This window comes from Alteromonas sp. AWQ4_252 (assembly GCF_056158205.1).
On record NZ_JBSWSV010000001.1, the window covers coordinates 2,292,253 to 2,317,319 of the forward strand.

23 protein-coding genes are annotated in these 25,067 nt (G+C 45.7%); 13 read left to right on the forward strand and 10 right to left on the reverse strand.

All coding sequences use genetic code 11. The features are described from left to right. The first annotated feature begins 112 nt into the window (after nt 1–112). Nucleotides 113–238, forward strand: a complete 126-nt coding sequence (locus tag ACXACM_RS10155) for a DUF3149 domain-containing protein (RefSeq protein WP_474821502.1) — start codon at nt 113–115, stop codon at nt 236–238. An 18-nt stretch (nt 239–256) separates the two neighbouring features. On the opposite strand, the gene smrB is transcribed toward ACXACM_RS10155, so the two are convergent. Beyond that, a complete protein-coding gene (gene smrB / locus ACXACM_RS10160) occupies nt 257–844 on the reverse strand; it encodes an endonuclease SmrB (RefSeq protein ID WP_474821504.1) in 588 nt (195 codons plus the stop codon). Nucleotides 845–930: 86 nt separating this feature from the next. Between smrB and prmB the strand changes: the two genes are divergently transcribed. The 3 genes from prmB to ACXACM_RS10175 are packed head-to-tail and all read left to right on the forward strand — an operon-like array spanning nt 931 to nt 4,191. Next, nucleotides 931–1,869 carry a 50S ribosomal protein L3 N(5)-glutamine methyltransferase gene (gene prmB / locus ACXACM_RS10165; protein WP_474821505.1) on the forward strand — a complete coding sequence of 313 codons (939 nt, stop codon included), beginning with the start codon at nt 931–933 and terminating at the stop codon, nt 1,867–1,869. A gap of 5 nt (nt 1,870–1,874) precedes the next feature. After that, the gene (aroC, locus tag ACXACM_RS10170; RefSeq protein ID WP_474821507.1) at nt 1,875–2,981 is read left to right on the forward strand and encodes a chorismate synthase; all 1,107 of its coding nucleotides are present in this window, start codon (nt 1,875–1,877) and stop codon (nt 2,979–2,981) included. A gap of 25 nt (nt 2,982–3,006) precedes the next feature. After that, the gene (locus tag ACXACM_RS10175) at nt 3,007–4,191 is read left to right on the forward strand and encodes an MFS transporter (RefSeq protein WP_474821508.1); all 1,185 of its coding nucleotides are present in this window, start codon (nt 3,007–3,009) and stop codon (nt 4,189–4,191) included. Here the strand turns inward: ACXACM_RS10175 and ACXACM_RS10180 are convergent, their stop codons facing one another. The 4 genes from ACXACM_RS10180 to sodB all read right to left on the reverse strand — a co-directional run bounded on the left by ACXACM_RS10180 (nt 4,192) and on the right by sodB (nt 9,792). After that, nucleotides 4,192–5,715, reverse strand: a complete 1,524-nt coding sequence (locus tag ACXACM_RS10180) for a SpoVR family protein (protein ID WP_474821510.1) — start codon at nt 5,713–5,715, stop codon at nt 4,192–4,194. Nucleotides 5,716–5,717: 2 nt separating this feature from the next. Then, a complete protein-coding gene (locus tag ACXACM_RS10185; RefSeq protein ID WP_474821511.1) occupies nt 5,718–7,004 on the reverse strand; it encodes a YeaH/YhbH family protein in 1,287 nt (428 codons plus the stop codon). A 50-nt stretch (nt 7,005–7,054) separates the two neighbouring features. Beyond that, a complete protein-coding gene (locus ACXACM_RS10190; protein ID WP_474821512.1) occupies nt 7,055–8,977 on the reverse strand; it encodes a PrkA family serine protein kinase in 1,923 nt (640 codons plus the stop codon). A gap of 230 nt (nt 8,978–9,207) precedes the next feature. Then, entirely contained in the window at nt 9,208–9,792 is a 585-nt protein-coding gene (sodB, locus tag ACXACM_RS10195; protein WP_474821514.1) for a superoxide dismutase [Fe], read from the reverse strand. A gap of 282 nt (nt 9,793–10,074) precedes the next feature. Between sodB and ACXACM_RS10200 the strand changes: the two genes are divergently transcribed. The 5 genes from ACXACM_RS10200 (at nt 10,075) to ACXACM_RS10220 (ending at nt 18,345) form a co-directional block, all read left to right on the forward strand. Further along, complete coding sequence (locus tag ACXACM_RS10200) at nt 10,075–10,422, forward strand: Grx4 family monothiol glutaredoxin (protein WP_474821515.1); 348 nt, start codon at nt 10,075–10,077, stop codon at nt 10,420–10,422. Nucleotides 10,423–10,848: 426 nt separating this feature from the next. After that, on the forward strand, nt 10,849–13,416 hold the full coding sequence (locus tag ACXACM_RS10205) for a TonB-dependent receptor plug domain-containing protein (protein WP_474821517.1): 2,568 nt from the start codon (nt 10,849–10,851) through the stop codon (nt 13,414–13,416). A 146-nt stretch (nt 13,417–13,562) separates the two neighbouring features. Then, nucleotides 13,563–14,117: an RNA polymerase sigma factor gene (locus ACXACM_RS10210; RefSeq protein ID WP_474821518.1), complete on the forward strand. Its 555-nt coding sequence runs from the start codon at nt 13,563–13,565 to the stop codon at nt 14,115–14,117. Nucleotides 14,118–14,124: 7 nt separating this feature from the next. Next, entirely contained in the window at nt 14,125–15,204 is a 1,080-nt protein-coding gene (locus tag ACXACM_RS10215; protein WP_474821519.1) for a FecR family protein, read from the forward strand. Nucleotides 15,205–15,456: 252 nt separating this feature from the next. Further along, nucleotides 15,457–18,345 carry a TonB-dependent receptor plug domain-containing protein gene (locus tag ACXACM_RS10220; protein WP_474821521.1) on the forward strand — a complete coding sequence of 963 codons (2,889 nt, stop codon included), beginning with the start codon at nt 15,457–15,459 and terminating at the stop codon, nt 18,343–18,345. 14 nt (nt 18,346–18,359) lie between these two features. On the opposite strand, the gene ACXACM_RS10225 is transcribed toward ACXACM_RS10220, so the two are convergent. Beyond that, a complete protein-coding gene (locus ACXACM_RS10225) occupies nt 18,360–18,554 on the reverse strand; it encodes a (2Fe-2S)-binding protein (protein ID WP_474821522.1) in 195 nt (64 codons plus the stop codon). 203 nt (nt 18,555–18,757) lie between these two features. On the opposite strand from ACXACM_RS10225, the gene ACXACM_RS10230 reads away from it, so the two are divergent. Next, the gene (locus tag ACXACM_RS10230; RefSeq protein WP_474821524.1) at nt 18,758–19,363 is read left to right on the forward strand and encodes a peroxiredoxin; all 606 of its coding nucleotides are present in this window, start codon (nt 18,758–18,760) and stop codon (nt 19,361–19,363) included. Nucleotides 19,364–19,391: 28 nt separating this feature from the next. Here the strand turns inward: ACXACM_RS10230 and rnt are convergent, their stop codons facing one another. After that, complete coding sequence (gene rnt, locus ACXACM_RS10235; RefSeq protein WP_474821526.1) at nt 19,392–20,027, reverse strand: ribonuclease T; 636 nt, start codon at nt 20,025–20,027, stop codon at nt 19,392–19,394. Nucleotides 20,028–20,246: 219 nt separating this feature from the next. Here rnt and ACXACM_RS10240 point away from each other — a divergent pair, with 219 nt between their 5' ends. Together ACXACM_RS10240 and ACXACM_RS10245 are read left to right on the forward strand one after the other, a co-directional pair. Further along, the gene (locus ACXACM_RS10240) at nt 20,247–21,110 is read left to right on the forward strand and encodes a flagellar protein MotY (protein WP_474821527.1); all 864 of its coding nucleotides are present in this window, start codon (nt 20,247–20,249) and stop codon (nt 21,108–21,110) included. Nucleotides 21,111–21,187: 77 nt separating this feature from the next. Further along, nucleotides 21,188–21,649, forward strand: coding sequence for a CreA family protein (locus ACXACM_RS10245; RefSeq protein ID WP_474824301.1), 462 nt, complete (start codon nt 21,188–21,190; stop codon nt 21,647–21,649). A 35-nt stretch (nt 21,650–21,684) separates the two neighbouring features. Here the strand turns inward: ACXACM_RS10245 and glpQ are convergent, their stop codons facing one another. Both glpQ and ACXACM_RS10255 read right to left on the reverse strand, forming a co-directional pair. Further along, the gene (gene glpQ / locus ACXACM_RS10250) at nt 21,685–22,689 is read right to left on the reverse strand and encodes a glycerophosphodiester phosphodiesterase (RefSeq protein WP_474821529.1); all 1,005 of its coding nucleotides are present in this window, start codon (nt 22,687–22,689) and stop codon (nt 21,685–21,687) included. A gap of 193 nt (nt 22,690–22,882) precedes the next feature. Beyond that, the gene (locus ACXACM_RS10255; protein WP_474821530.1) at nt 22,883–23,242 is read right to left on the reverse strand and encodes a hypothetical protein; all 360 of its coding nucleotides are present in this window, start codon (nt 23,240–23,242) and stop codon (nt 22,883–22,885) included. Between the two features lie 312 nt (nt 23,243–23,554). Here ACXACM_RS10255 and ACXACM_RS10260 point away from each other — a divergent pair, with 312 nt between their 5' ends. Continuing rightward, a complete protein-coding gene (locus ACXACM_RS10260; protein WP_474821532.1) occupies nt 23,555–24,052 on the forward strand; it encodes a retroviral-like aspartic protease family protein in 498 nt (165 codons plus the stop codon). Here the strand turns inward: ACXACM_RS10260 and ACXACM_RS10265 are convergent. Next, nucleotides 24,049–24,969: a LysR family transcriptional regulator gene (locus ACXACM_RS10265; RefSeq protein WP_474821533.1), complete on the reverse strand. Its 921-nt coding sequence runs from the start codon at nt 24,967–24,969 to the stop codon at nt 24,049–24,051. The genes ACXACM_RS10260 and ACXACM_RS10265 overlap by 4 nt on opposite strands. Nucleotides 24,970–25,067 lie beyond the last annotated feature (98 nt).

Sequence of the window (25,067 nt, forward strand, 5' to 3'; positions counted from 1 at the left end):
TCAGGTTGGTTCCGGCTATTGATTCAGATCACAGAACGTCTCCCTGCCGTTAGGCACACTAGTACTGAATAAACAGTCGGGTGAATTGACAAACGCCAATGAGGAGAAAATTATGTTAATGATGATGCTAAAAGATCCGGTGGTATGGGGTTCGTTGCTTGGCATTGCTATTGTGGTTGTGATGATGGGGTACTACACTTATCTCTTCATGCATAACAGTGCCAGTGAAGATCACTAGTCAGTACCGTACAGACAGCTACTGAACAGGCTCCAGAGTTTCCACAAGTACCAGTAATGCGCCTTGCCCACCATATTCCAGGGGAGCCTGGTGGAACGCTATGACATGGGGGTGTTGTACCAGGTAGTGGGGCAAGGCGCCCTTTAAGATGCCTGCTCCAATGCCGTGTACAATGGCGACGCAGTCAATTAGCTCTTTTCTCGCAGTATAAAGTAATGCTGAAATTTCTAGCTTCGCATTCTCTCTTGTTAACCCGTGTAAATCTAATACCAGTTCGGGATAAAAGTCACCACGGCGCAATCGTTTCAGGCTGTGTGTGGGTTCCTCCGGGCGACAATATCTCATGGGCCCAGCGTCAGGCAGGCTTGCCTGATAAATATCAGAAAAAGCAAAACTCGCGTCCAGCTGTCTGCGTTGGTGTGAATCAGGCGTGGTAGCGCTGCGCAAGGGTTTAACAACAGTAGTTTTACGAGGTTTTACAACCTTATCTTGTTTAAGAGGCTTGATCCCAGCGGTTGCTTCCCGAAACAAAGCCATGTCCTCATTTTGTTTTCCGTGATTGGGTTTGTCTGCCAACGGGGCTGTCTCCACATCTTTGTACAACATAGAACCGAATTACCTATAAATTCAGTTGGGTGCTCCTCTGAGTTTCGGTATGATACCAGCTTTATGTTAGCGATGTAGCCCAGCCAATGACCGATAAGATATATTTAGATGAAGCTATTCATGATCTCCACACTATTTTGGATATGGTGAGATGGGCGGTCAGTCGGTTTAATGACGCACATTTATATTATGGGCATGGCACGGACAACAGTTGGGACGAAGCAGTATGTCTCACCCTGTTTGCCCTGCATTTACCGCAAGATCTAACCGCAAGAACCGGTGACGGTTTGTTTTCTGCGCGCTTAACTGCATCAGAAAAAGAAAAAGTCGCGGATTTGGTCTTAAAGCGGGTACAAACTCGAATGCCTCTGCCGTATATTACGCACGAAGCATGGTTTTGCGATTTGCCATTTTACGTTGATGAACGGGTACTCATTCCTCGCTCTCCTTTTGCCGAACTGATAAAAAATCGTTTCGAAGGTTATATCCATGGCGAACCTACTGCTATTTTAGACATGTGCACTGGCGGGGGTTGTATCGCTATCGCATTGGCACATGGTTTTGTGTCTGCCCAGGTTGATGCCGTAGATATTTCCCACGATGCATTGGAAGTGGCAGATTTTAATATTCAGGAACACGGGGTAGGGCACAGAGTCTTTCCCATTCACTCTGACTTGTTTACCAGTCTGGAAGGTCAGCAGTACGATCTGATCGTATCTAACCCGCCATACGTTGACGATGAAGACATGAGTGATTTACCTGATGAATACCAACATGAGCCTGAACTTGCCTTAGCCGCTGGTGAAGACGGTCTCGATTTGGTTGAAATTATGGTCCAACAAGCACCGGCTTATCTCAAAGACAATGGCTGGATGTTAGTTGAGGTCGGTAATTCAGAAGTACACATGGCAGATCGTTTCCCAGGTCTTGATGTAGAATGGGTAACATTGCAGCAAGGTGGTCACGGTATATTTGCAGTGTCCAAAGCATCATTAATTGAATATTTAAACGGGAAGGGTGAATAACACAGATGTCGGGTAACAGCTTTGGAAAAATGTTCACTGTGACGACCTTTGGTGAAAGCCACGGTATTGCCATTGGCGGTGTTGTGGATGGCTGTCCTCCAGGATTAGAAATCTCAGAGGCAGATTTACAGGTCGATTTGGATCGCAGAAAACCGGGTACATCCCGCTACACAACTGCACGGCGTGAAGGTGACGAGGTACAGATCCTCTCAGGTGTCTTCGAGGGAAAAACCACAGGAACCAGTATTGGGCTGCTGATCCAAAATACTGATCAGCGCAGCAAAGACTATTCAAATATCTCAGACCGCTTTCGCCCTGGTCACGCCGATTATACCTATCATCAAAAATATGGTGCCCGCGATTATCGCGGCGGTGGGCGCTCGTCTGCCAGGGAGACAGCCATTCGGGTGGCTGCCGGTGGTATTGCCAAGAAGTTTCTCAAGCAGCACTACGGTATCGAGATTCACGGTTACCTTTCCCAGTTAGGACCAATAAAAGTTGAAACTGTTGATCATAACGTAACCAATACCAACCCGTTTTTTTGTCCTGACGAAAGTAAATTAGCCGATTTGGATACCTATATGCGGGATTTGAAAAAGTCCGGCGACTCTATAGGTGCGAAAGTGTCCGTGGTTGCCACTGGCGTGCCTGTGGGTTTGGGAGAGCCGGTTTTTGATCGTCTTGATGCTGATATAGCGTCGGCCATGATGGGGATAAACGCCGTCAAAGGTGTAGAAATAGGCGATGGTTTCGATGTGATAGAACAAAAGGGAAGTGAGCACAGAGATACTCTCACTCCTGACGGGTTTGCCAGTAATCATGCTGGTGGCGTATTGGGAGGAATTTCAAGTGGTCAGGACGTTGTGGTACACATGGCGTTAAAGCCCACCTCCAGTATCTCGGTGCCGGGGAAAACCATTGATGTTGATGGTAATGAAATTGATATCGTTACCAAAGGACGTCACGATCCTTGCGTCGGTATTCGTGCAGTGCCAATTGCAGAGGCTATGCTGGCAATCGTTGTAATGGATCATTGCTTGCGACATCGAGCGCAAAACGCAGGTGTACAATCAGCTACGCCTGTCATCAAAGGGAATATTCCCTCCTCTTGAACACGTATCAATAATGGGGCAGGGAATGCCAGCCCATTCACGGACTAATCTCATTTTACTGTGTGTCACCTACTGGTTGTATTTTGGCCAGCTAGGTGTACTCACGCCGTACCTTGGGATTTTCCTCGACGGCCGCGGTTTCAGTTCAGCGGAGATCGGAGAATTGTGGGCAGTAATAACATTGGCGCGTATTGTTGGCCCTTCTCTTTGGGCCGGTATCGCCGACAGAAGTGGTAAAGCAGTTAATGTGGTCAGGTTAGGCTGCTTTCTAACTGTCGCGTGCTTTTGTTCTGTTTTCTTCTTTCATTCTTTTTGGGGCTTAACGCTGGCATTTGGACTTATGATGATGTTCTGGACGGCGGTGTTACCGCAATTGGAAGTCATTACAATTCAGTCTGTGCAACCCACCAAAGTCAGCTATGGCCAGGTAAGACTATGGGGCAGCATAGGTTTCATTGTACTGACTATTGTGGTTGGAAAGGCGTTGGATGTGTTTTCTTCTGAAGCGCCAATTTATGCTAGTCTGGCTGTACTGACCGGTTTATTTATTAGTACCCTGTTCATTCAGCAACCCGCTAAACAACATCATAAAGCCCACATTGCGGGAACATTATGGGAATTTGTACGCAGTAAAACGTTTGTGATGTTTCTTCTGTCCGCTGGGTTACTTCAAGTGAGTTTTGGTGCCTACTACGGCTTTTTTGCTTTGTATATGCGCGATCTCGACTATACGGGGCAGCAAACCGGATTCCTGATCGCCATAGGTGTGTTAGCAGAGGTACTCATCTTTCTGCTTGCAAGAAGGTTGATAAACAGATTCGGGGTGTGGTCGTTGATGCTTTGGTGCATGGTACTAACGGCAGCGCGCTGGTATGCACTTGCTGATTTTGCGCATATTGGCATAGTGGTGGTGGTTAGTCAGCTTATTCACGCATTGAGCTTTGGTCTTGCCCATGTCACAGCCATGCATTTCATCACCCATTATTTTCCTGCTCAATATCAGAGTCGGGGGCAAGCGTTATATGTGAGTATCGCCTTTGGTTTTGGCGGCGCGCTTGGCAACTACATAGCCGGCCAACTTTGGCAACAAGGTACACAAGCCTACGAGAGCTTTGCCTTTGCGGCGCTCGCAGCTCTTGCCGGTGCCACTTGTTTGCTGTTTTGCCATCGGCCGACAATAAACAAAATGGACGTCCCCACGTCTGAGTGATCAGGCCGCTGGTGCCGGGCGTGTGCAGGAGGCAATGATGTCGGTTTCGCCCCTTTCATTTTCTTGTTCTAAGAACACATCGAACTTCCACAGGCGAAACAGGTGCCGCATTACTTCTTCTTTAGAGTCAGCCAAGGGAATACCCCGGTGAGGTACGTAGCGCAAGGTAAGAGAGCGATCACCTCTGACATCCACATTATATACCTGAATGTTAGGCTCCAGGTTACTCAGGTTATATTGTGCTGATAACTTTTCTTTAATTTTTATGTAGCCCTGTTCATCGTGGATGGCACTGACACTGACAAAGGGGTTTTTGGCATTATCTTCAATGGAAAATAGCTTGAAATCTCTGATCAACTTGGGCGACAAAAACTGGCTGATGAAGCTTTCATCTTTAAAGTTCTTCATGGCAAAGTGCACTGTGTCCAACCAATTTTTACCCGCCACATCGGGCAAATAGTAGCGATCTTCCTCTGTGGGGTTTTCACATATTCGTTTTATATCCATGAACATGTTGAAACCCAAAGCGTAGGGGTTTATGCCTGAATAATACGGACTGTTGTATTCCGGCTGCATCACCACGCCACTGTGACTGTGTAGGAATTCGAGCATAAACCTGTCGGTTACCAAGCCTTCATCGTACATGGTATTGAGAATGTGATAATGCCAGAAACAAGCCCAACCCTCGTTCATCACCTGGGTTTGTTTTTGGGGGTAAAAATACTGTGATACCTTTCTTACAATTCGCACTAGCTCCCGTTGCCATGGCTCAAGCAAGGGAGCGTTTTTCTCGATAAAATACAGCAGGTTTTCCTGTGGCTCTTCCGGGAAGCGCCTTTTTTTCGGGGCGTGAGCATCGGGCTGATCCGGCAGTGTTCGCCACAGCTCGTTGACCTGAGACTGAAGGTATTTTTCTCGCTGTTCCTGGCGTGCCTGTTCCTCCTGCATTGAAATTTTCTGTGGTCGTTTGTACCTGTCGACACCATAGTTCATCAGTGCATGGCATGAGTCGAGTACCGCTTCCACTTCTTCGGAGCCAAACCGCTGTTCACACTTAGCAATGTAGTTTTTGGCGAAAACGAGATAATCGATAATTGAGCTGGCGTCTGTCCAGGTTTGGAACAGATAGTTTCCTTTAAAAAACGAATTGTGCCCGTAGCAGGCATGGGCCATAACCAGTGCTTGCATCGTAATGGTGTTTTCTTCCATCAGATAGGCAATACAAGGGTCTGAATTAATGACAATCTCATAGGCTAACCCCATCTGGCCGCGACGATAATTCTGTTCTGTTTGAATAAATTTTTTGCCGAAAGACCAGTGGGTATAGTTTATCGGCATGCCAATACTGGCATAAGCATCCATCATCTGTTCTGCGGTGATGACTTCTATCTGATTGGGGTAGGTGTCCAGCCTGAAATTTTTAGCAATGCGATCGATATGGCTTTCATATTGCTCGAGCATTGGAAAAGTCCAATCTGGCCCGTCACTTAGGGGCTCTTTGCTTTGCTTTGGTGGAGTCGACATTACTAACCTCCTGAAGACACGTCCTGCTCTGATTTTCTGAAAAGTTCTCTGAAAACCGGGAATATATCATTGACGGATTGAATGTGTTTGCAGACAAAATTTTCACAGGAATTTTCTACCAACTGGTACTCTCGCCACAGGCTTTGATGCTGCCGCTCGGTAATTTCGATATAGGCGAAATACCGGGTAACTGGAAGCAATTCATTCAATAGAATGTGTTTGCACTGGGGGGAATCATCAGCCCAATTGTCACCATCAGAAGCTTGCGCTGCATAAATGTTCCAGTCACTATCAGAGTAGCGCTCTTTGACTATTTCATCCATGAGCTTTAGTGCACTGGACACTATGGTGCCGCCGGTTTCCTGTGAATAGAAAAAGGTGTGTTCGTCCACTTCTTTGGCCTGGGTGTGGTGGCGAATATACACTACCTCAACATTTTCGTAAGTGCGGCTAAGGAACAAGTAAAGAAGAATATAAAAGCGCTTGGCCATGTCTTTGGTGGCCTGATCCATAGAACCTGACACATCCATCAAACAAAACATAACCGCCTTACTGGTTGGCACAGGACGTTTGTCGTAATTCTTAAAACGCAAATCGAAGGTGTCGATGAAAGGCACACTGGCAATTCTTTTTTTCAGTGCTTCAATTTCTTTTTCAAGGGCGAGGATCGCTAACTGATTATCGTGTTTATCCTGTTTTAACTTAACCAGAGCTTCTTCTTTTTCCTTAAGAGCACGTTTATTCGCAGCAGTGAGCGCAATTCGCCTGGCCACAGACCCTTTGAGAGAGCGTACAATATCGAGATTACTGGGCACGCCGTCAGTTTGATATCCAGCACGGTATGTTTCATATTGAACCACTTTATCAAACTGATTCTTTTTCAGATTTGGTAACGCGAGATCCTCAAATAGTAAGTCGAGATATTCGTCCTTTGAAATGGTAAAAACAAATTCGTCCTGACCTTCTCCTGAATCGCTTGCGTCTCCCTGGCCTTGACCCTGACCGCCGCCAGATGGGGGCCTGTCAATTTTGTCTCCGGCTGTGAATTGATCATTGCCAGGATGGACAACCGTACGCTCTCCTCCCTGACCAGTGTGAAACACAGGCTCGCTTATATCCCGGGTTGGAATACTGATTTTCTCACCATTTTCCAAATCGGTTACAGAGCGCTTGCTTACCGCGTCAGAAACTGAGCGTTTAATTTGCTGCTTATAACGGCGAAGAAAACGCTGACGGTTAACTGTGCTTTTTCCCTTGCTGTTAAGTCTTCTGTCTATAAAATGCGCCATACCTACCTACTGAGAAGTTTCTAATACAAAGCGACACAACCTCTGTTAATTCAGGATGCTTTGCGAACACGCAGGTACCAGTCACACAACAACCTGACTTGTTTCTGTGTATAGCCTTTTTCTACCATTCGGTTGACAAAATCATCGTGTTTTTTCTTATCTTCAGTAGAACCCTTCGTGTTAAAAGATATTACCGGGAGCAAATCCTCCGTATTAGAGAACATTTTCTTTTCGATAACAGTGCGTAATTTCTCGTAACTGGTCCAGGCGGGGTTAGTTCCACCATTGCTAGCCCGCGCACGCAGTACGAAGTTGACGATTTCATTGCGGAAGTCTTTCGGGTTACTAATGCCCGCTGGTTTTTCTGTTTTCTCCAACTCGGCGTTGAGAGACTCCCTGTCAAACAGTTGCCCTGTTTCCGGGTCGCGGTATTCCTGGTCCTGGATCCAGAAATCAGCATAGGTAACGTAGCGGTCAAACAGATTTTGTCCGTACTCAGAGTATGACTCGAGATAGGCCGTTTGAATTTCCTTGCCTATAAATTCAACATAGCGTGGAATGAGGTAACCTTTGAGGTATTCTCTGTATTGATCGGCAATATCGTTGGGAAATTGCTCCCGCTCAATTTGACGCTCAAGCACGTAAAACAAATGCACAGGGTTAGCTGCAACTTCCTGATGGTCGAAATTAAATACCCGGGATAATATTTTAAAAGCGAAGCGGGTGGATAACCCTTCCATGCCTTCATCTACGCCCGCGTAATCACGGTATTCCTGATAGGATTTCGCTTTTGGATCGGTATCTTTGAGGCTTTCGCCGTCATACACTCGCATCTTAGAGTAAATGCTGGAGTTCTCTGGTGCTTTGAGTCGCGATAGCACAGTAAACTGCGCCAGGCACTCAAGGGTGTCAGGCGCACAAGGCGCTCCGCTAAGCTCACTGCTATCAAGCAGTTTTCGATAGATGCGCATTTCCTCTGTCACCCGCAAGCAGTAGGGAACTTTAACGATGTATACCCGGTCGAGAAATGCTTCGTTATTTTTGTTGTTGCGAAAGGATTGCCATTCAGATTCATTAGAATGGGCGAGAATAAGTCCATCGAACGGCAGGGCGGAAAAGCCTTCTGTAGGGTTATAATTACCTTCCTGAGTGGCAGTTAATAATGGATGAAGCACCTTGATTGGCGCTTTAAACATTTCAACAAACTCCATCAGTCCCTGATTAGCTTTGCAAAGCGAACCCGAGTAGCTGTAAGCGTCAGGGTCGTTTTGTGCAAATTGTTCCAGTTTGCGAATATCGACTTTGCCCACCAACGATGAAATATCCTGATTGTTTTCATCGCCGGGTTCAGTTTTCGCTATGCCGATTTGGTCCAAAATGGATGGATAGACCCGAACCACTTTGAATTTGCTGATATCGCCACCGTATTCGTGAAGCCGCTTTCTGGCCCAGGGTGACATGATAGTTTTTAAGTATCTCTGTGGGATACCATATTCCTTTTGAAGGATATGGCCGTCTTCGGCGAGGTCAAATAAAGAAAACGGGTGGTCATTCGTCGGCGAGCCCTTGAGCATGTAAATAGGCACTTTCTGCATAAGTTCTTTTAGCCTTTCAGCTAAAGAGGATTTCCCCCCTCCAACAGGCCCTAACAAGTACAGTATTTGCTTCTTCTCTTCTAACCCTTGTGCAGCGTGTTTTAAATAAGAAACAATTTGCTCAATGGCTTCTTCCATGCCGTAGAATTCATAAAAAGCAGGATAACGTGCGATAACCCTGTTAGAAAAAATGCGACTGAGTGCCGGGTCTGTGGAGGTGTCAATCATTTCAGGCTCGCCTATAGCCTGAAGTAAACGCTCAGCAGAATTAGCATAAGCAGAAGGGTCTGTTTTACAGATATCCAGAAACTCCTGGATGGTGAACTCTTCTTGTTGGCGTTCTTCGTAACGTTGCTGGTAATGCTCGAAAATACCCATAGATTTCCCCAAAAAACGGATTCCCGTAATTACAGCTTAGTCCTGTTTGAGAAGTTTGGAAGGGATTTTTCAGGATATTTGGGAATAAAGGGTCGCCAATTGGTCTAATAAAAGAATGAACCTTTTCGATAAAAAGAGGTCTCTACTAGGTCTTTATAAACGTTAATTAAATGTAATAAAAACCCGGCGTTAGCCGGGTTTCATACTCAGAGCGTACCGAAAGCTAGCAATTATTTTGCGAAGTTTTCTGCCGCAAACGTCCAGTTGACCAACTGCCAGAAGTTTTCAAGATACTTAGGACGGGCATTGCGGTAATCAATGTAGTAAGCGTGTTCCCACAGATCCACAGTCAGCAATGGTGTAACACCTTCTTCGGTTAGTGGAGTACCTGCGTTGCTGGTATTCACAATATCAAGACCGCCATCAGCCGTTTTAACTAACCACGTCCAGCTAGAACCAAAGTTATTAACAGATTTGTCATCGAAAGCAGCCTGGAAGTCCGCAAATGAGCCCCATTTAGCTGTAATTGCTTCTGCCAGTTCGCCAGTCGGTTCACCGCCGCCATTTGGGCTTAAGCAGTGCCAGTAGAAGGTGTGATTCCAAATCTGAGCAGCGTTGTTAAACACACCGCCTTCTGAAGTTTTAATGATCTCTTCGAGATCTTTAGATTCTAAGTCAGTACCTTCAACCAGACCATTCAATTTTGTCACATAAGTGGCGTGGTGCTTGCCGTAGTGATACTCAAGTGTTTCTGCAGAAATATGTGGCTCAAGTGCATTTTTCTCGTACGGCAGTGGTGGTAGTTCAAACGCCATTTGAATTCTCCGTGTTTTCCAATGAATGAATTGCGCGCTGCTTTTGCCTGTTTTCAACAACAACGCACGAAGTAACTAAGGTAAATATTGGGATAGTTTTCACTATTACAATGAAATGCTTGTGAAATTTTCATGACTAAGCGAATTTCATATCCTTATACTCTATCGTAAACGAATTTAGCGGTAAAAGATCACTTTTCTTATCGCAGACATGCTTGAATTTACATAAGCTGATATTATATCTATCTCAAGCGTTATTAGTTCACCCTTAAAGAGGATCGGATGGAAAACAATACCGAGTCAACTGTAGACAAGATTAAGCAGCAAATAGGCGAAAATCCTATTTTGCTATATATGAAAGGGTCTCCCAAGTTACCAAGTTGTGGTTTCTCCGCACAGGCTGTTCAAGCACTCATGTCTTGCGGCGAAGCTTTTGCTTATGTCGATATTTTGCAAAACCCGGATATCAGAGCGGAGTTACCAAAATATGCGAACTGGCCGACATTCCCTCAATTGTGGGTCGACGGCGAGTTGGTAGGCGGTTGTGACATAATTATCGAAATGTTCCAGCAAAATGAACTGCAGCCTCTTATTAAAGAAACAGCGGAAAAGTACAATACTGCTGAGTAAGATTCATTTACAGATATTTTCTATGTAGCAAACCCGGCGAGCGCCGGGTTTTTTAATTCCCTTTTATCTCGATAGTTCCGGCTATCAATTTTGCTCTTTGCACCTCGATTCACACTAGATAACACTACGACAAGCAATTGCAAAAACAAGCAAAAACAGGTGTGTTTCGGCTTATTTTCCTTGTCGTTAAATTCCGCATATACAGTAATAGACAAGTGAGAAATAGAAATCCTCTACGACATTAAAAAAAATATTTTTTTCGTCGAAAATCGTTTGTTTTCTGGGTGTTAGCGATCTATAAACCTCACTATCTGCTCGTTATTGGGCAGAATAATAAACATAAAAAAACAATTGATGATGTGTGTCAAAGGGACTGTCTCCCCCCGAGGCACATGCGTCAGAATCGTAAAAATCCAGGAAACCACTATGAAAACATCCATGTCCCTCGTGACTAAACACGTCCGCACTGCGCTGACGGCATCTGCCGCAGTCAGTATGTTGGCGTCGGTAAATGTAGAAGCACAACAATCGGAAGAAGCTGCAGAAGACATCGAACAAATTGCCATCGTTGGTACGAGAGCGGCGCCACGTTCAGTGGGCGATTCACCTGTGCCGGTAGACATTATTTCCAGTGAAGAGTTTCAGAATCAGGGTGCCACTGACATGGTATCTATGCTGCAAACTGTCGTGCCTTCGTTTAACGTTAACGACCAGCCCATCAATGATGCTTCTACTCTGGTGCGCCCTGCAAACCTCCGTGGTATGGCATCAGACCATACTCTCGTCCTCGTTAACGGCAAACGTCGTCACCGCTCTGCGGTAATCACCTTCTTAGGTGGTGGCCTGTCTGACGGTGCCCAAGGGCCGGACATCTCTGTTATCCCATCTTCTGCGTTAAAGCAGGTGGAAGTTTTACGTGATGGCGCAGCCGCTCAATACGGCTCGGACGCCATTGCCGGTGTTGTTAACTTCGTTTTAAAAGACGCCGATGAAGGTGGTATGTTTGAAGCCCGGTATGGTTCTTATTACGAGGGCGATGGTGACATGATGCAGGTATCCGGTAATATCGGCCTGCCATTAAGCGACAATGGTTTTATTAACCTGTCTGCTGAGTACCGTACTTCAGATCCTACATCTCGAAGCGTACAGCGTGACGATGCTGCAGCACTGATTGCAGCCGGCAACACTTTTGTCGAAGACCCTGCCCAAATTTGGGGTAGCCCGGAAATTAAAGACGACATTAAAGTGTTTGCCAACTTAGGGCTTGAATTGAGCAACAATGCTGAAGCGTATGCGTTCGGTAACTACGCCACCCGTGAAGTGGAAGGCGGGTTTTACTACCGTAACCCACACACGCGAAGCGGTGTTTATGACGGTGGCACCAATGATGCCGGTGAGCAATTACTGCTGGTAGGTGACTTAACCGGAGATATGTCTGGAAACTGCCCGACGGATATTGTGGTGGGTGACAATGTACTGGACAATCCTCGCTACGTAAGTGAAGTTGCTAATAACCCTGATTGTTTCTCTTTCAACGAAATGTTCCCAGGTGGTTTTACGCCTAAATTTGGCGGTACAGTAACCGATATGTCTTTGGTATTCGGTACCCGAGGTGAGTTGGCCAACGAGGTTGGTTATGACATTAGCCTGAACTTGGGACAGAACGAAATTGATTACGCTATTTCGAATACGATTAACCCGTCGTTAGGCCCTGATACACCAACGTCTTTCAAGCCAGGTAAGTACACTCAGTCAGAGCAAACCCTTGATATCGATTTGACCAAACCTATCGATGTTGGCCTGAATGATCCTCTATACCTTGCTGGTGGCTTCCAGTATAGACACGAAAGTTATGAGTCCATTGCCGGTGATATCGCATCGTATGAAATTGGACCATTGGCATCTCAGGGCTTCGGTATCGGCTCAAATGGTTTCCCAGGTCTGTCTAATAAGAGCCAAAGTGATGCCTCTCGTCACAACATTGCTTTCTATCTTGATGCGGAAATGTACCTCACAGATGATTTCCTCATCGCCGGTGCGGTACGCTACGAAGATTATTCTGATTTTGGTAGCACGACGAAAGGTAAGGTTTCTGCCAGGTATCAGCTAACTGATAGCATTGCCCTTCGCGGCGCTTATTCTACAGGCTTTAAGGCACCGACTATTGGACAAAGTAATGTGAGAAACGTAACTACTGCCTTCGGTGCTGGCGGTAAGTTGGAAGACCAGGCAACGCTTCCTCCTACGGATCCCATTTCCGTTCAAAAAGGTGGTACTGAATTAACGCCTGAAGAGTCAGAATCAATTAGTTTTGGTATTGTAGCTGAATTTGATAACGGCTTGTTCCTGACAGCCGATTACTATCACATCGAAGTCACAGACCGCATTAGTACTACGTCAGCTATTGCGCTTACCGAAGATGACATTGCAGCACTGCTGGCACAAGGTGTGAGCGATGCTTCTAGCTTCGCTGCAGTAAAGTACTTCACTAACGACTTTGATACCACTACAGAAGGCGTTGATATCGTTGCCAACTACAGTCAGGAAATGTTCGGTGGTGACACCAAGTACTCACTGGCCTATAACTGGACATCGACCACTGTTGACGATGCGTCAACTAACATTACACCTGACCGTATCCGCATGTTAGAAGACAACCTGCCACCGGTAAGATGGAGTTTTACTGCCAATCACACTAATGGTGACTGGCGTGTTCTGGGTCGTTTGAACTATTTCGGCAGTATCTTTGAAGACCACCTTGACTCATCACTTCCTATCGACAAAGTGGGCTCAGAGATATCAGTAGACGTTGAGTTGGGTTACCAGGTAAATGACAACCTACAACTGGTTGTTGGGGCCAAAAACGCGCTGGATGAATATCCTGACCGAAACCTGGCTTACGACAATGAGGTAGCAGGTGCGAAATACCCTGTAACGTCGCCATTGGGTATAAATGGTGGTTTCTATTACGTTCGCGGTATTTATACTTTCTAAAGAAAAGTAAAATCAGGCAGATATTAAAGGGGGCTTAGCCCCCTTTATTCGCCAAAAGAATAAGAAAAAATGCATGACTTCATAGCGCTTCTACTGGCATGATAGTCCAATGCGTAAACAATTCACTACACGAGCAAAACACTAACATGTCTGGAAAGTCGACTATTACAGCAACTTTCGTAAAGTATCGCGCAAAGATGATGCGTGCTGTTAGTGCTATTGTCGGTGCGGACGATATCGAGGATATTGTTCAGGATGCTTTTATAAAAAGTTATGAGGCTGAGTTAAAGCAAGAAATAAAATACGAGCGCACCTACATGTTAAAGACAGCCAGAAATCTGGCTCTGAACCATGTGAAGAGTGCAGCCAGTCAGCTGAATGAACCTATGGAAAATATGGACATGTTACCCCATGATTTAGTGGGGTGTAGCCTGGAAAAGCATGTCGAAAGTAAGCAGCGGTTTATACATTTTTGCCGCGCAACTGAATCGCTGTCACCCGAGGTTAGAAGGGTGTTTCTGTTAAAAAAGGTGTACGGTATGCGCCAGCGCGACATCGCCGAATTGGTGGGGTTGAGCGAGAGCACCGTTGAAAAGCATGTTGCCAAGGGGTTACTTCAATGCGCCCGTTTCCTGGCCTCTTCCGAACAGGTGGATGGGTCGGAAACCATCAGTGCTTCACCATCAGGACAATCAAAGTAGTTTAGGCATGAGTAACGTCAGTAAGTTTTCCAGTAAGGACGAAATACACGAAGAAGCGAGTCTTTGGGTAAGCCGCATCGATCGTGGGTTGTCATCCGAAGAAACTCTTCATCTGCAGAAGTGGATGGCTGCAAGCCAAAGTCACAGACGCATCTTGTTTGAGCTTGCCCAGTTATGGGATGATCTCAGCGTACTTAATGAGTTAAAAGGCTTGTTTCCACTTAAAACGAGCCACAAAGGGGACTCATTAAGCGCGAGAAAAACGTTGCGACATGCGCGTTGGAGCGTGGCAGCCGGTTTTATACTTATGGCAGCCGCAGCACTGATGATGATTGACTCTCAATGGTTTGGACGAAATGACAGTGCTTATGAGTTAGTCCAACGGGTCGGTACTGCTATTGGAGAGCAAAAGACGCTGACGCTCAACGACGGTTCTGTGGTGCATTTAAACACCAATTCCGCTATCCATATTTACTTCAATGACGCCCAGCGCAAAATCGATTTGATAAAAGGCGAAGCCCATTTTACTGTTGCTCACGATGAGTCTCGCCCGTTTACTGTTAATGCAGGAGCAAACTCAGTGACGGCAATTGGTACAGCATTCAATATGCAGTATACCAATGACGATGTTTTCGAACTGGTGGTAACTGAGGGCCGTGTTCTGGTGCAGGATAAGAAAGCAACCATTACCCGTGAAGAAATTGCCGATGCCATCACCCATGGCAGCACATCTCAGAAGGCGCGGTTAGTGGACGCGGGGGAGAAAGCCAACGTCGCCGGTACAGTTAACGATAGAGAAAACCTTGATGACAGTGCCTTGGAACAAGATCTTGCCTGGCAACAAGGCATGATCGTATTTAAAGGGGAGGCACTGGAAGATGCGTTGCGTGAAATTGAGCGTTACACCGCGGTAGATTTCGAAATTCAGGGCGAATCCCTTAAACAAAAACGGGTTGCAGGGTATTTCAAAGTGGGAGATATAAGCGGGTTGCTTTTTGCTTTGAAAAATAGCTTTAATATTGAACACAAGCGTCTCGACCCTATGACGATTCAATTATCTGAACAAAAAACTGATGGTGGCGCTTAATACCTCATTGAGCGCAACGTTTGATACACTTCCTTACCGTAAAGTAAGAATGGATGATAATTCCGGTCTACACTTTCCCGCCTTTTATATAGTATATTAAGAGGTTATTACACTGGAATAGCCTTAGGGCTTGCCAAACATGACATGCCTTTTACTTTGTAAGTCACTAAACTCATGCCACGTAACGAAGCGTCACAAAGTGAAGGCGGGGATTTTCTTATACCTGTTAATTGGAAATATTGTTAAGCCTCGATGAGATCCATTAATTTCAAGCGTCTTATTTCAATAGGCTTATTACTACTCACGACCAGTTTGAGTGGGCACTCCCTCGCACAGCAAACCTTTGAGTTTGATATAAATTCACAGCAGGCTGATGAAGCACTAACAGAATTTGCTAAACAAGCAAATACGACCTTGTTGTTTCCCATTGAATTGGCGGAGCAAATCAAAGCCAATGGTCTGACAGGTACATTTACCCTGCAAGAAGGTCTGCAATTGTTATTGCAAGGCACGCCGCTGGCGGTTCAGATAGATGCCACCGGTATGTTGGTCGTCAAATCAGTGACAAAAAAACCTCAGCCTTTAACCACCCGTGGGCCGGTTCCAAGAATCAACGACAATATCGGCTTTTCAATTGAGAGGATTGCTGTGGTGGGTACACGAAGCACACCGCGCTCTGTGGTAAAGTCACCGGTACCAATTGATATTATCAGTACAAATACTTTGCAGTCGCAAGGGGCTACGGATGTATTGAGTATGCTGTCAGCAACGGTTCCATCATTAAACGTAAATGATCAACCTATCAACGACGCCGCCAGCCTGGTACGCCCGGCAAACTTAAGGGGAATGGCTGCCGACCATACCCTTATCTTAGTTAATGGCAAACGACGCCATCGTTCGGCCGTTATTACCTTTCTTGGCGGTGGCTTGTCAGATGGCGCCCAAGGCCCAGATATATCTGTTCTTCCTGCTGCAGGCATGAAGCAGGTGGAAGTGTTGCGAGACGGTGCTGCGGCACAGTATGGTTCTGATGCCATCGCCGGCGTCATCAATTTTGCTCTCGATGACGACCCTGAGTCGGGTTATTTCGCCATTAAAACAGGCCAGCACCTTGAGGGAGATGGAGAAGTTTTACAACTTCAGGCTAACAAGGGCTTTGGTCTGTCTGACGGTTTTCTCAATTTTACGACCGAGTACCGACAACAAAATGATACCCACCGTTCCGTTCAACGAGATGATGCACAAGCACTTATTGATGCCGGAAATGCTTATGTAGCTTCACCTACCCAGAATTGGGGAGCCCTTGAAGTTGACAGTGAATGGAAGTTCGCATTTAACGGTGAGAAAGCGTTAACAGATAATCTCGCGTTTTATTCCTTTGGTACCGCAGCTCGGCGAGAAGTCAGTGGCGGTTTCTATTACCGCCACCCACAATTGCGTTTAGGGGTATTCCTCGACCCGAGTAGCCCCACGAGTGAATTGTTAGTTGCTGACCTCGACGGTACAGGGCAGGGTGTTTCGTGTCCTCGCGTACCTATTGTTGATAACAATGTTTTAGATGATCCGGCTTTTTTGCTTATTGCTGACCAGAACACTGATGTGGGCAGGAACTGTTTTGTCTTTAATGAGTGGTTTCCCGGCGGCTTCACTCCACAATTTGGCGGAATAATAAAAGATGGTGCATTGTTTGCTGGTGTTCGTGGCGCATTAACTGACGATTGGTTGTTTGATTTTAGTGGTAGTGTCGGTTACTCCAATGTTCGATTCAATCTTGAAGATACAGTAAACCCTTCGCTGGGGCCTGCGTCACCCACACGTTTTTCCCCAGGTGCAGTGAGCCAGGTTGAACGAACCATCAACCTGGATTTTTCGCGTTTCTTCTCGGGTTGGACGTCCAAGCCTGTCAGTATTGCACTGGGCGCTGAGTGGCGCAGAGAGACTTATAGTCAAACACAAGGCGACGAAGCGTCATGGGTAACCGGTCCTTTTGCGCAAGTGAAAGGCGAAAACAGCGCGCCGGGCTTTAGCGTTGGTTCAAACGGTTTTCCAGGTTATCAACCTGTATCACAGGGGCATTGGAGCCGTCAAAACTGGGCGATTTATGGTGATCTTGAGTTTCATCTTACTGAAGATTGGCAGTGGGCGGTAGCACTAAGAGGAGAGCACTTTTCAGATTTTGGCTCTACCCTCGACGGGAAAGTTAATCTCAGGTATGCATTGAGTGATATTTTTTCGTTGCGAGGCTCAGTGAGCACAGGATTCAAGGCTCCGACGGTGGGGCAAAGTAATGTCATCAACATCACCACGGCATTTTCTTCTACCGGTTTAGAGGATCACGCTACATTGCCGCCAACACATCCTATCTCACAGTCATTAGGTGCTGAACCATTAACGCCAGAATCTTCGCGAAATTTCAGCATGGGGCTGGTGGCATTCTGGGGTGATGATCTTTATCTTACACTTGACTACTTTAACATATACCTTTCCGACCGCATCAGTACCACTTCCCCCATTCCTCTGACAGACTCTGCAATAGCAGATTTAGTGGCACAGGGCCATGCCGAGGCGGCGAATTACAGTGCCATAAAATACTTTGCAAACGATTTTGACACTCGAACTCAGGGCATCGATTTAGTCTTTAATTATCGCTTTGACGTAGCGGGACTAACCCATGCCTTTACCTCATCAGTCAACTGGACGGATACCCGTGTTGAACGCCTGTCATACTTTCCGCAAGTGTCAGCAAGCGGTGAGCGTATTCTTGTACCTAGCCTGACACCGCAACGGGTGCGTATGCTAGAAGAAAATCTGCCAGCAATTCGTGGTAACATGACCCTTCGTCAGCATTGGCATGCATTTACTTTACTCTGGCGCGTGAATTATTTTGGCAGTTTTTATGAAGATCATTTAGACGCAGCGGCAGGCTTGGATATTAGCAGTGGCAGTACCGTAACCCTGGACACTGAATTTACCTGGCATTTTTCTGAAGACACCACCTTGGTGATTGGCGCGTCGAATTTATTTAATCAGTTCCCTGATGAAAACCCATATTCAGGTGTAGCGGGGGCGTTGTATCCGTCAACATCACCTTCTGGAATTAATGGCGGTTTTGCTTACTTTCAGGCGAGAATGGCGTTCTAGAAATTGCTCAAATGTTAGCAGACTTCTTTGAATAAGGATTCGTCTATGATGGTGGCATCAATGATTTGTTGAGCCATTTGAACACATTTGCCGCATTGTGCGCCGACGTCGAGGTGAGCACGGAGTTCACGCATGTTGCCAACACCAGCTTGTTCAACTGCTTGAGCAATGTCTTTGTCTGTTACACCGTAACACATACACACGTACATGAAATATCCTCGAAATCTAATCGTTAATGATAATAGTTGTTATTAGTGTCAAACGCAAGAGGACGATGAGGGGGGGGGAGCAAATAGTTTTATTTCATTGAAATGTAATAAAATAAACTTTAAGTGGACACTTGGCTTTTTGTTAAGCGTACACATATTACAAATACCTTTCTTGGGTATTATAACTATAGATGGAGAATATTATGAGCGTATTGGTAGGTCGTCCGGCACCGGATTTTACTGCTGCAGCAGTACTAGGAAGTGGTGAAATTGTTGATAGCTTTACACTGAGTGATGCTATTAAAGGTAAAAAAGCAGTAATTTTCTTTTATCCTCTGGATTTCACATTCGTTTGTCCTTCCGAACTTATTGCGTTTGACAAGCGTTATGAAGAATTCCAAAAGCGTGGCGTTGAAGTTATTGGTGTGTCTATTGATTCACAGTTCTCACACAATGCTTGGAGAAATACACCGGTAAATCAAGGTGGTATTGGTCCAGTGAAATACACTCTGGTAGCCGACGTAAAACATGAGATTTGCCAGGCATATGACGTTGAGCATCCTGAAGCAGGCGTTGCTTTCCGTGGTTCATTCCTAATTGATGGGGAAGGTCAGGTGCGTCACCAGGTGGTAAACGATTTGCCTTTGGGTCGTAACATCGACGAAATGTTGCGTATGGTAGATGCCCTCAGCTTCCATGAAGAGCACGGTGAAGTATGTCCGGCAGGCTGGACTGAAGGAAAAGCGGGTATGGACGCGTCTCCAGACGGCGTAGCAAAATATCTGTCAGAAGAAGCAGACAAGTTATAAGAAGGAAGCCGGCATTTTAGCCGGCTTTTTACTCTTGAATTGAGAGTGGCCATCCGCCGAGTTGCTTGTATCGATTGATGATAAAACAGAAGAGTTCGGCGGTGCGTTGTGCGTCATACAAGGCACTGTGAGCTTCGCTTTGGTCGAAGGCAATGCCTGCTTCTCTACACGCTTTTACCAATACTGTTTGCCCGACCGCCAACCCGGCTAACGTAGTCGTGTCGAATGATACAAAAGGATGGAACGGGGTGCGCTTTATACCACTTCGCGCTATTGCGGCATTCACGAATCCCTGATCAAACGCCGCGTTGTGAGCAACAATCACCGAACGCTGGCAATCAGCATCTTTCTGCAGTTTTCTTATTTTTTTGCAAAGATCTTTCATGACATCACACTCATCAATTGCACCGCGCAACGGACAATGTGGATCGATACCGTTAAATTCCAATGCTGCAGTTTCTAAATTTGCACCATCGAAGGGTTTAACGTGATGATGGATGGTTTGATCGGGATGCAGTATACCCTTTTCATCCATGGCAAGTGTGACAGCAGCGATCTCAAGCAATGCGTCTGAGCTGGCGTTAAACCCTGCTGTTTCAACATCAATAACGACAGGGAAATACCCTCTGAAGCGACTTTTCAATGCCGCAGCACTATCAGACATAGAGTTTGACTATCCTTTCACAATTGGCGTGTAAATACGTTTCGATTAAGCGATATTCGTAAAAACGTGATTATCGCAGGATAACCCAAAGGTATCTACCGTTGTATGGAATATCTGAGTGGAAACGTCATCTGACAGGCTGCTGCGCATTGTGCTAAACTTTTTTTGCAAGATGACGATAACCATATTGACTGTTCGTTCACGCTTTAGGATGCAACTATGAAAAGCACTCTCACCGTAGCTCTTTTGCTGTTCTCAGCACTTAGCCATGGCGCAATGCGTCAGTACGCTGCACCGGTGGAGTCATCTGATTGGGCTATGCAGGAACAAAGCAGGCTCCAGTGTACCCTGACTCATCCGGTGCCAGGGTATGGTGAAGCGCTTTTTTCCAGCGTTGCATCTAAGCAATTGAACATGGAATTTGAATTGGACATGCGTTTGTTGCCCAAAAAATTTGGGGTGGCAGCTGTCTATTCGGTTCCGCCAAAATGGATGCCAGGTGCAGTGCCAAAAACTATCGCCGATATGACCTTGCGCACACAGTACAATGGCGACCTGCCCGAAGATGCAGCCTGGACAATGCTCAGTGAGCTGGAGAAAGGCTTTTGGCCTACTATTTATTATCAGGATTGGTACAACACTTACGACAAGGTGGCGGTAGCACTTAATGCCAGTAATTTTGCTCCGGCATATCATGATTTTGTCAATTGCGTTTCTAACTTGCTGCCGTATAGTTTTGACGACATTGCATACACAGTACTGTCTTACGAAAAAAACAGTACGGAACTTAGCAAGTATTCCCAGAAGCGACTCAACATGATAGGTGAATACCTCAAGGAAGACAGTGCATTGGAACTGGTACTTCTTGATGGTTATACCGATAGCTACGGGGGACGGTGGAGTAATGAGCAGTTGTCTGTACGCCGGGCTAATCAGGTTAAAGCGTATTTTACGGCTTTGGGTGTTGACGCATCGCGTATTGAAGTGACGGGACATGGTGAAAAAAGGCACATCTCTGAAAACACCAATAGTGATGCCAGGGCCTTGAACCGCAGGGTTGTCGTCAGGCTGTCTAAAAGCTAGCCGTTTCCACTGGCGAAACCTGGTTGAAATCGTTTACCCTGTTGTTTTGTAACAGGAGACAACAAATGCGATTCAACATGAACAAAGCGCTGACACTTATGGCTGTCACTATGGTGTTTCTGGCAGGTTGCAGCGACAATGAAGTAGGCGATGTGTCATTAGGTCTTTTCACGACCAAAGACATTAAAATAGACGCGCTTCAGGACCCGGTTATAACCGGTGTGACGTGTCATATTTCTAGCATAGAAGCAAACCTGGATGTATCTGATCCATCCGACAGTGCCATTGCGTGCAGACAGACAGGGCCTATCACCCAAGAGATGCTGGCAACTATCGATAAATCTGACTCCGGTGAAGTTATTTTCACAAAATCAAAAAGCCTGTTCTTCAAAAATATGAAGCTTAGGCGCATTTATGATGAAAATGCGCAAACACTGATTTATCTTACCTATAGCACCAAAGAAACGTCGGGGAGCTTTAAACACAGTTTGTCTACGGTTCCTTTGTGGCAAACCGGCGCTTATACTCAGCCTGAGTAATACAAATGAGTATAAGCACGCTTGTATACTGGTGCTTAGTGAGAGCGCAGAAATGCTTTTACTGGTGGAACTTGATCAGTAAAAACACCGTCTACTTTTAATTCATCTTTCAACGTCTGAAGCAACTTTTCTGCGTTTGTTCCAGGGGGAAGAGCGTCACTGCGATAAGTGTAAGGATGCACCATCATATCAAGTGATTGCGCTGCACCCAGCCAGTCTGGTGCAGTGACAGTATCCGAGTTTTCAGGACTAGAGGAAAATAGTTGGGGGATCCAGGGACCAATACCATCGGCGTACTTCGCGAGGGCCTGCATTCCCTCATTGGTCATCAGCGCACCGTAATCAGTATCCGATTCACCCCAGCTATTGTCTCCCAGCAATTGCACCAATTTTCCTTTGAAATGTAGCGACGTACGAAGTCGCTTGACCTCGGCAAAATCAAAACACTGTATAATGATATTGGAATCGGGTTTGTCTAGGTTGTGCTTTTTAAGTTGCTGCATAACAATGGCGGAGATATCTACTCCCTGTGCACGGTGCCAGGCCGGTGATTTTATTTCTGTATAAAAGCCAATATCTTTACCAAGTTCGCGATTTAGTTGCACAATTAACTCAATGTGCTCGTCGAGTGTGGCGATGCGAAACTGAGCGTGGTTTCCCTGATAACGGTTTGCGAAAACCGGGTTCCCCTTATTGTCGGTCCGTTCGTGTACGCTGAGCTTTCTAAGCTCTTCAAGCGTAAAATCCAGGGCATACCAACGACCATCTTCCCTGGCTCGGTGTGGATAGCGCTCTTCAACATCGGTTACCGTTTCGAGGTGTATGTCGTGTAGCACGACGGCGATACCGTCTTTTGTAATGACCACATCCTGTTCTATGTAATCAGGATCTTGGGCAAAAGCCAGGGTAGTAGCTTCAAGTGTATGCTCGGGGAGATAACCGGATGCGCCCCTGTGAGCAATGACGTCAAAAGCAACTGCGGGTAAATGACAGGAGCTGGCAACTAATAGCAACCATATCTGTAAGCGGCGATATCTCATTATATTTCCTTTGCATACGTTTTTCTGTTATCAAAGCGCACTAACTTGCCTAAGGCTTCCTCTAGGACATCAATGACACTGTAAAATCAGCACCTTACCATATGAAAAAGACAAAATTGTTACCCATAAAAACGAAAAACGCCAGCAATCAGGCAGGGAGAGTGAAAGCTGGCAGCTAAGAAAAGAAAGGTGATTAGTGGCGTTTAAAGGGCGGCTTTCCAGCTTTGATCGATTTGGAGCTGTCTAATACCTCGAGCTGAGCTACATCATACACAGGGAGCGTTTCTACCATTCTTCTGTAGGGGGGTTTACCTCGCATGACAACTGTTCTGACTTCTGCATATTCCACTGGGCTTCCATCGCGAACTTGTTCTAATTTTGCTACATCGGTGACAGAAAGTTGCATGACTTCTCTCTTAAAAGGAGGCTTCCCTGAGTAGTCTACGACTTGTACTTTTACCGTGTCCTGAGAAATGGATGAATGGGTTGAGCCAGGTGCACCAACTACAGAAAAAGTGAGTGCTGAAGAAATGAAAAGTGTTAACAATTTCATTACATGTGTCCTTTGTTGTTACGTCAATATTAACCTTTAGTAGTATATTATTTGTGATTGATTATTAAATAGCGCTCCTCGTGATAGTTTTTTTCTATCAGTTTGTGCTGTTTGCAACCTGGGTATTAGCTAAGATCAACTTGATAGTATCAGTGTGCACCTTTTTGGTGATTTGTATCGATATAAAACGCGCTTGAATAGTGCAAACACGGAGAACGCAGATAGTTTTATTTAAAATAAACAGTACGTTAACAAGTGGCCTCAGTATTGCTGTCTATACTTACATTGAGAAACTTGCTCGTGGATGTTTAAGTGATCACTATCAGCAAACCGAAAGGCACAAGTTTTCATGTGATTTGTGCAGTAATTTGCCTTACGTTAATTAGCCCCGTTATTGCCCGGGCGGAGACATTTACTTTATCGAGGCACAGTGGAGGGACTCTTTATGTTGATGTCGTCATTGATAACAAGGTAACAGCCCCTTTCTTGGTTGACACAGGGTCGGGTTTACTGACCCTCAACAAAACTACATTTAATGAATGGAGAGAAAACGCTGAAGTCGTTGCGCTCGCTCCCATGGCTGCGCGTTTGGCTAATGGCAAGATTCAAAAGGTCACCAGGTATCAAATAAGCTCCGTAAGCATCAATGGTCGCTGTGAAATTGGTCCTATTGATGTGGCCGTAATGCCAGGTGGCGCTAATATACTCGGCATTAATGCATTGATGAAAGCCGCGCCTGTTACCATCACCCCATCTATGTTGGCTCTAGATGGCTGCTCTACTGTGATTGCCCAACAAACTAATCGTTAGCGCACTTTGTCTTCCCCAAGCAATACTTTCTCCCAATGAGGTACACCGCTGAAATAGGCGGAGCAGAAATCAATAAAAGCCCTGACTTTGGGTGCGAGTTGCCTTGAGGACGGGTAAACAGCCCATATCGCTGTGTGTGATACTAATGGATACTCACTAAGGACTTGCACAAGCTTGCCCTTTACCAGTTCCTCATAAGCGCTCCAGGTTGAATTTACGGTAATACCCATTCCCATGGCACAGGCATCTCTTATTGCTTCACCGTTGTCAGCCTTAAATGTGCCAGAAACTTTCAACCCTTGTTCTTCATTGCCGTCTTTGAAGTGCCATGTATCCATTCCTGAAAGCACGATACAATCGTGCTGCTTTAGATCCGCGGGTTCCTTGGGTATACCGTTATTTTTTAAATACTCAGGTGATGCGCACAATACGCGTCTGTCTTCCACTAATTTTCTCGCAATTAAACTGGAATCCTTTAGTTCAGAATTTCGAATTGCTATGTCAAATCCCCCCTCAACCAAGTCAACAATGGTATCTGAAAGCTTTAAATCGACAGTAAGTTTGGGGTATTCCAGCATGAACAATTTTAGCGCGGGTAATAAGTGCATTCTTCCGAACGATGCTGGTGCGGTTATCCTGAGTGTTCCGGATGGAGAAGTACTGCCGGCACCAACGGAAGCTCTTGCAGCTTCCACACTGTCGAGTACGTCTTCTGCGTGGTGTAAAAACGCTTTTCCTTCTTCGGTAAGAGATACACTTCGCGTCGTTCGGTGAAGTAAACGTACACCAAGGGTACTTTCCAGCTTATTGATATGAGCACTGGCTACGGCAGGTGATAGACCTAATTCTTCTCCTGCTGCGCTGATATTTTGTGTTGACGCAATGCGTATAAAAAGTTGTAAGTGAGCAATATTCATTATCAAAAAAATCAGAAAAGTGATTATTCTTTGTGATGGATTATCAATTTATCTGCTTGGCTTTATACTTTCAACAATAAGTCCGTTGTTTCTTTGTT

Bases quoted from the DNA above. Each gene is read 5' to 3' on its own strand.
- smrB (WP_474821504.1), bottom strand. From the start codon at position 844: ATGTTGTACAAAGATGTGGAGACAGCCCCGTTGGCAGACAAACCCAAT.
- ACXACM_RS10225 (WP_474821522.1), bottom strand. From the start codon at position 18,554: ATGTACGTGTGTATGTGTTACGGTGTAACAGACAAAGACATTGCTCAA.
- ACXACM_RS10215 (WP_474821519.1), top strand. From the start codon at position 14,125: ATGAGTAACGTCAGTAAGTTTTCCAGTAAGGACGAAATACACGAAGAA.
- ACXACM_RS10230 (WP_474821524.1), top strand. From the start codon at position 18,758: ATGAGCGTATTGGTAGGTCGTCCGGCACCGGATTTTACTGCTGCAGCA.
- glpQ (WP_474821529.1), bottom strand. From the start codon at position 22,689: ATGAGATATCGCCGCTTACAGATATGGTTGCTATTAGTTGCCAGCTCC.
- ACXACM_RS10255 (WP_474821530.1), bottom strand. From the start codon at position 23,242: ATGAAATTGTTAACACTTTTCATTTCTTCAGCACTCACTTTTTCTGTA.
- ACXACM_RS10200 (WP_474821515.1), top strand. From the start codon at position 10,075: ATGGAAAACAATACCGAGTCAACTGTAGACAAGATTAAGCAGCAAATA.
- ACXACM_RS10245 (WP_474824301.1), top strand. From the start codon at position 21,188: ATGAACAAAGCGCTGACACTTATGGCTGTCACTATGGTGTTTCTGGCA.
- ACXACM_RS10185 (WP_474821511.1), bottom strand. From the start codon at position 7,004: ATGGCGCATTTTATAGACAGAAGACTTAACAGCAAGGGAAAAAGCACA.
- sodB (WP_474821514.1), bottom strand. From the start codon at position 9,792: ATGGCGTTTGAACTACCACCACTGCCGTACGAGAAAAATGCACTTGAG.
- ACXACM_RS10220 (WP_474821521.1), top strand. From the start codon at position 15,457: ATGAGATCCATTAATTTCAAGCGTCTTATTTCAATAGGCTTATTACTA.
- ACXACM_RS10265 (WP_474821533.1), bottom strand. From the start codon at position 24,969: ATGAATATTGCTCACTTACAACTTTTTATACGCATTGCGTCAACACAA.
- aroC (WP_474821507.1), top strand. From the start codon at position 1,875: ATGTCGGGTAACAGCTTTGGAAAAATGTTCACTGTGACGACCTTTGGT.
- ACXACM_RS10240 (WP_474821527.1), top strand. From the start codon at position 20,247: ATGAAAAGCACTCTCACCGTAGCTCTTTTGCTGTTCTCAGCACTTAGC.
- ACXACM_RS10190 (WP_474821512.1), bottom strand. From the start codon at position 8,977: ATGGGTATTTTCGAGCATTACCAGCAACGTTACGAAGAACGCCAACAA.
- ACXACM_RS10205 (WP_474821517.1), top strand. From the start codon at position 10,849: ATGAAAACATCCATGTCCCTCGTGACTAAACACGTCCGCACTGCGCTG.
- prmB (WP_474821505.1), top strand. From the start codon at position 931: ATGACCGATAAGATATATTTAGATGAAGCTATTCATGATCTCCACACT.
- ACXACM_RS10180 (WP_474821510.1), bottom strand. From the start codon at position 5,715: ATGTCGACTCCACCAAAGCAAAGCAAAGAGCCCCTAAGTGACGGGCCA.
- ACXACM_RS10155 (WP_474821502.1), top strand. From the start codon at position 113: ATGTTAATGATGATGCTAAAAGATCCGGTGGTATGGGGTTCGTTGCTT.
- ACXACM_RS10175 (WP_474821508.1), top strand. From the start codon at position 3,007: ATGCCAGCCCATTCACGGACTAATCTCATTTTACTGTGTGTCACCTAC.
- rnt (WP_474821526.1), bottom strand. From the start codon at position 20,027: ATGTCTGATAGTGCTGCGGCATTGAAAAGTCGCTTCAGAGGGTATTTC.
- ACXACM_RS10210 (WP_474821518.1), top strand. From the start codon at position 13,563: ATGTCTGGAAAGTCGACTATTACAGCAACTTTCGTAAAGTATCGCGCA.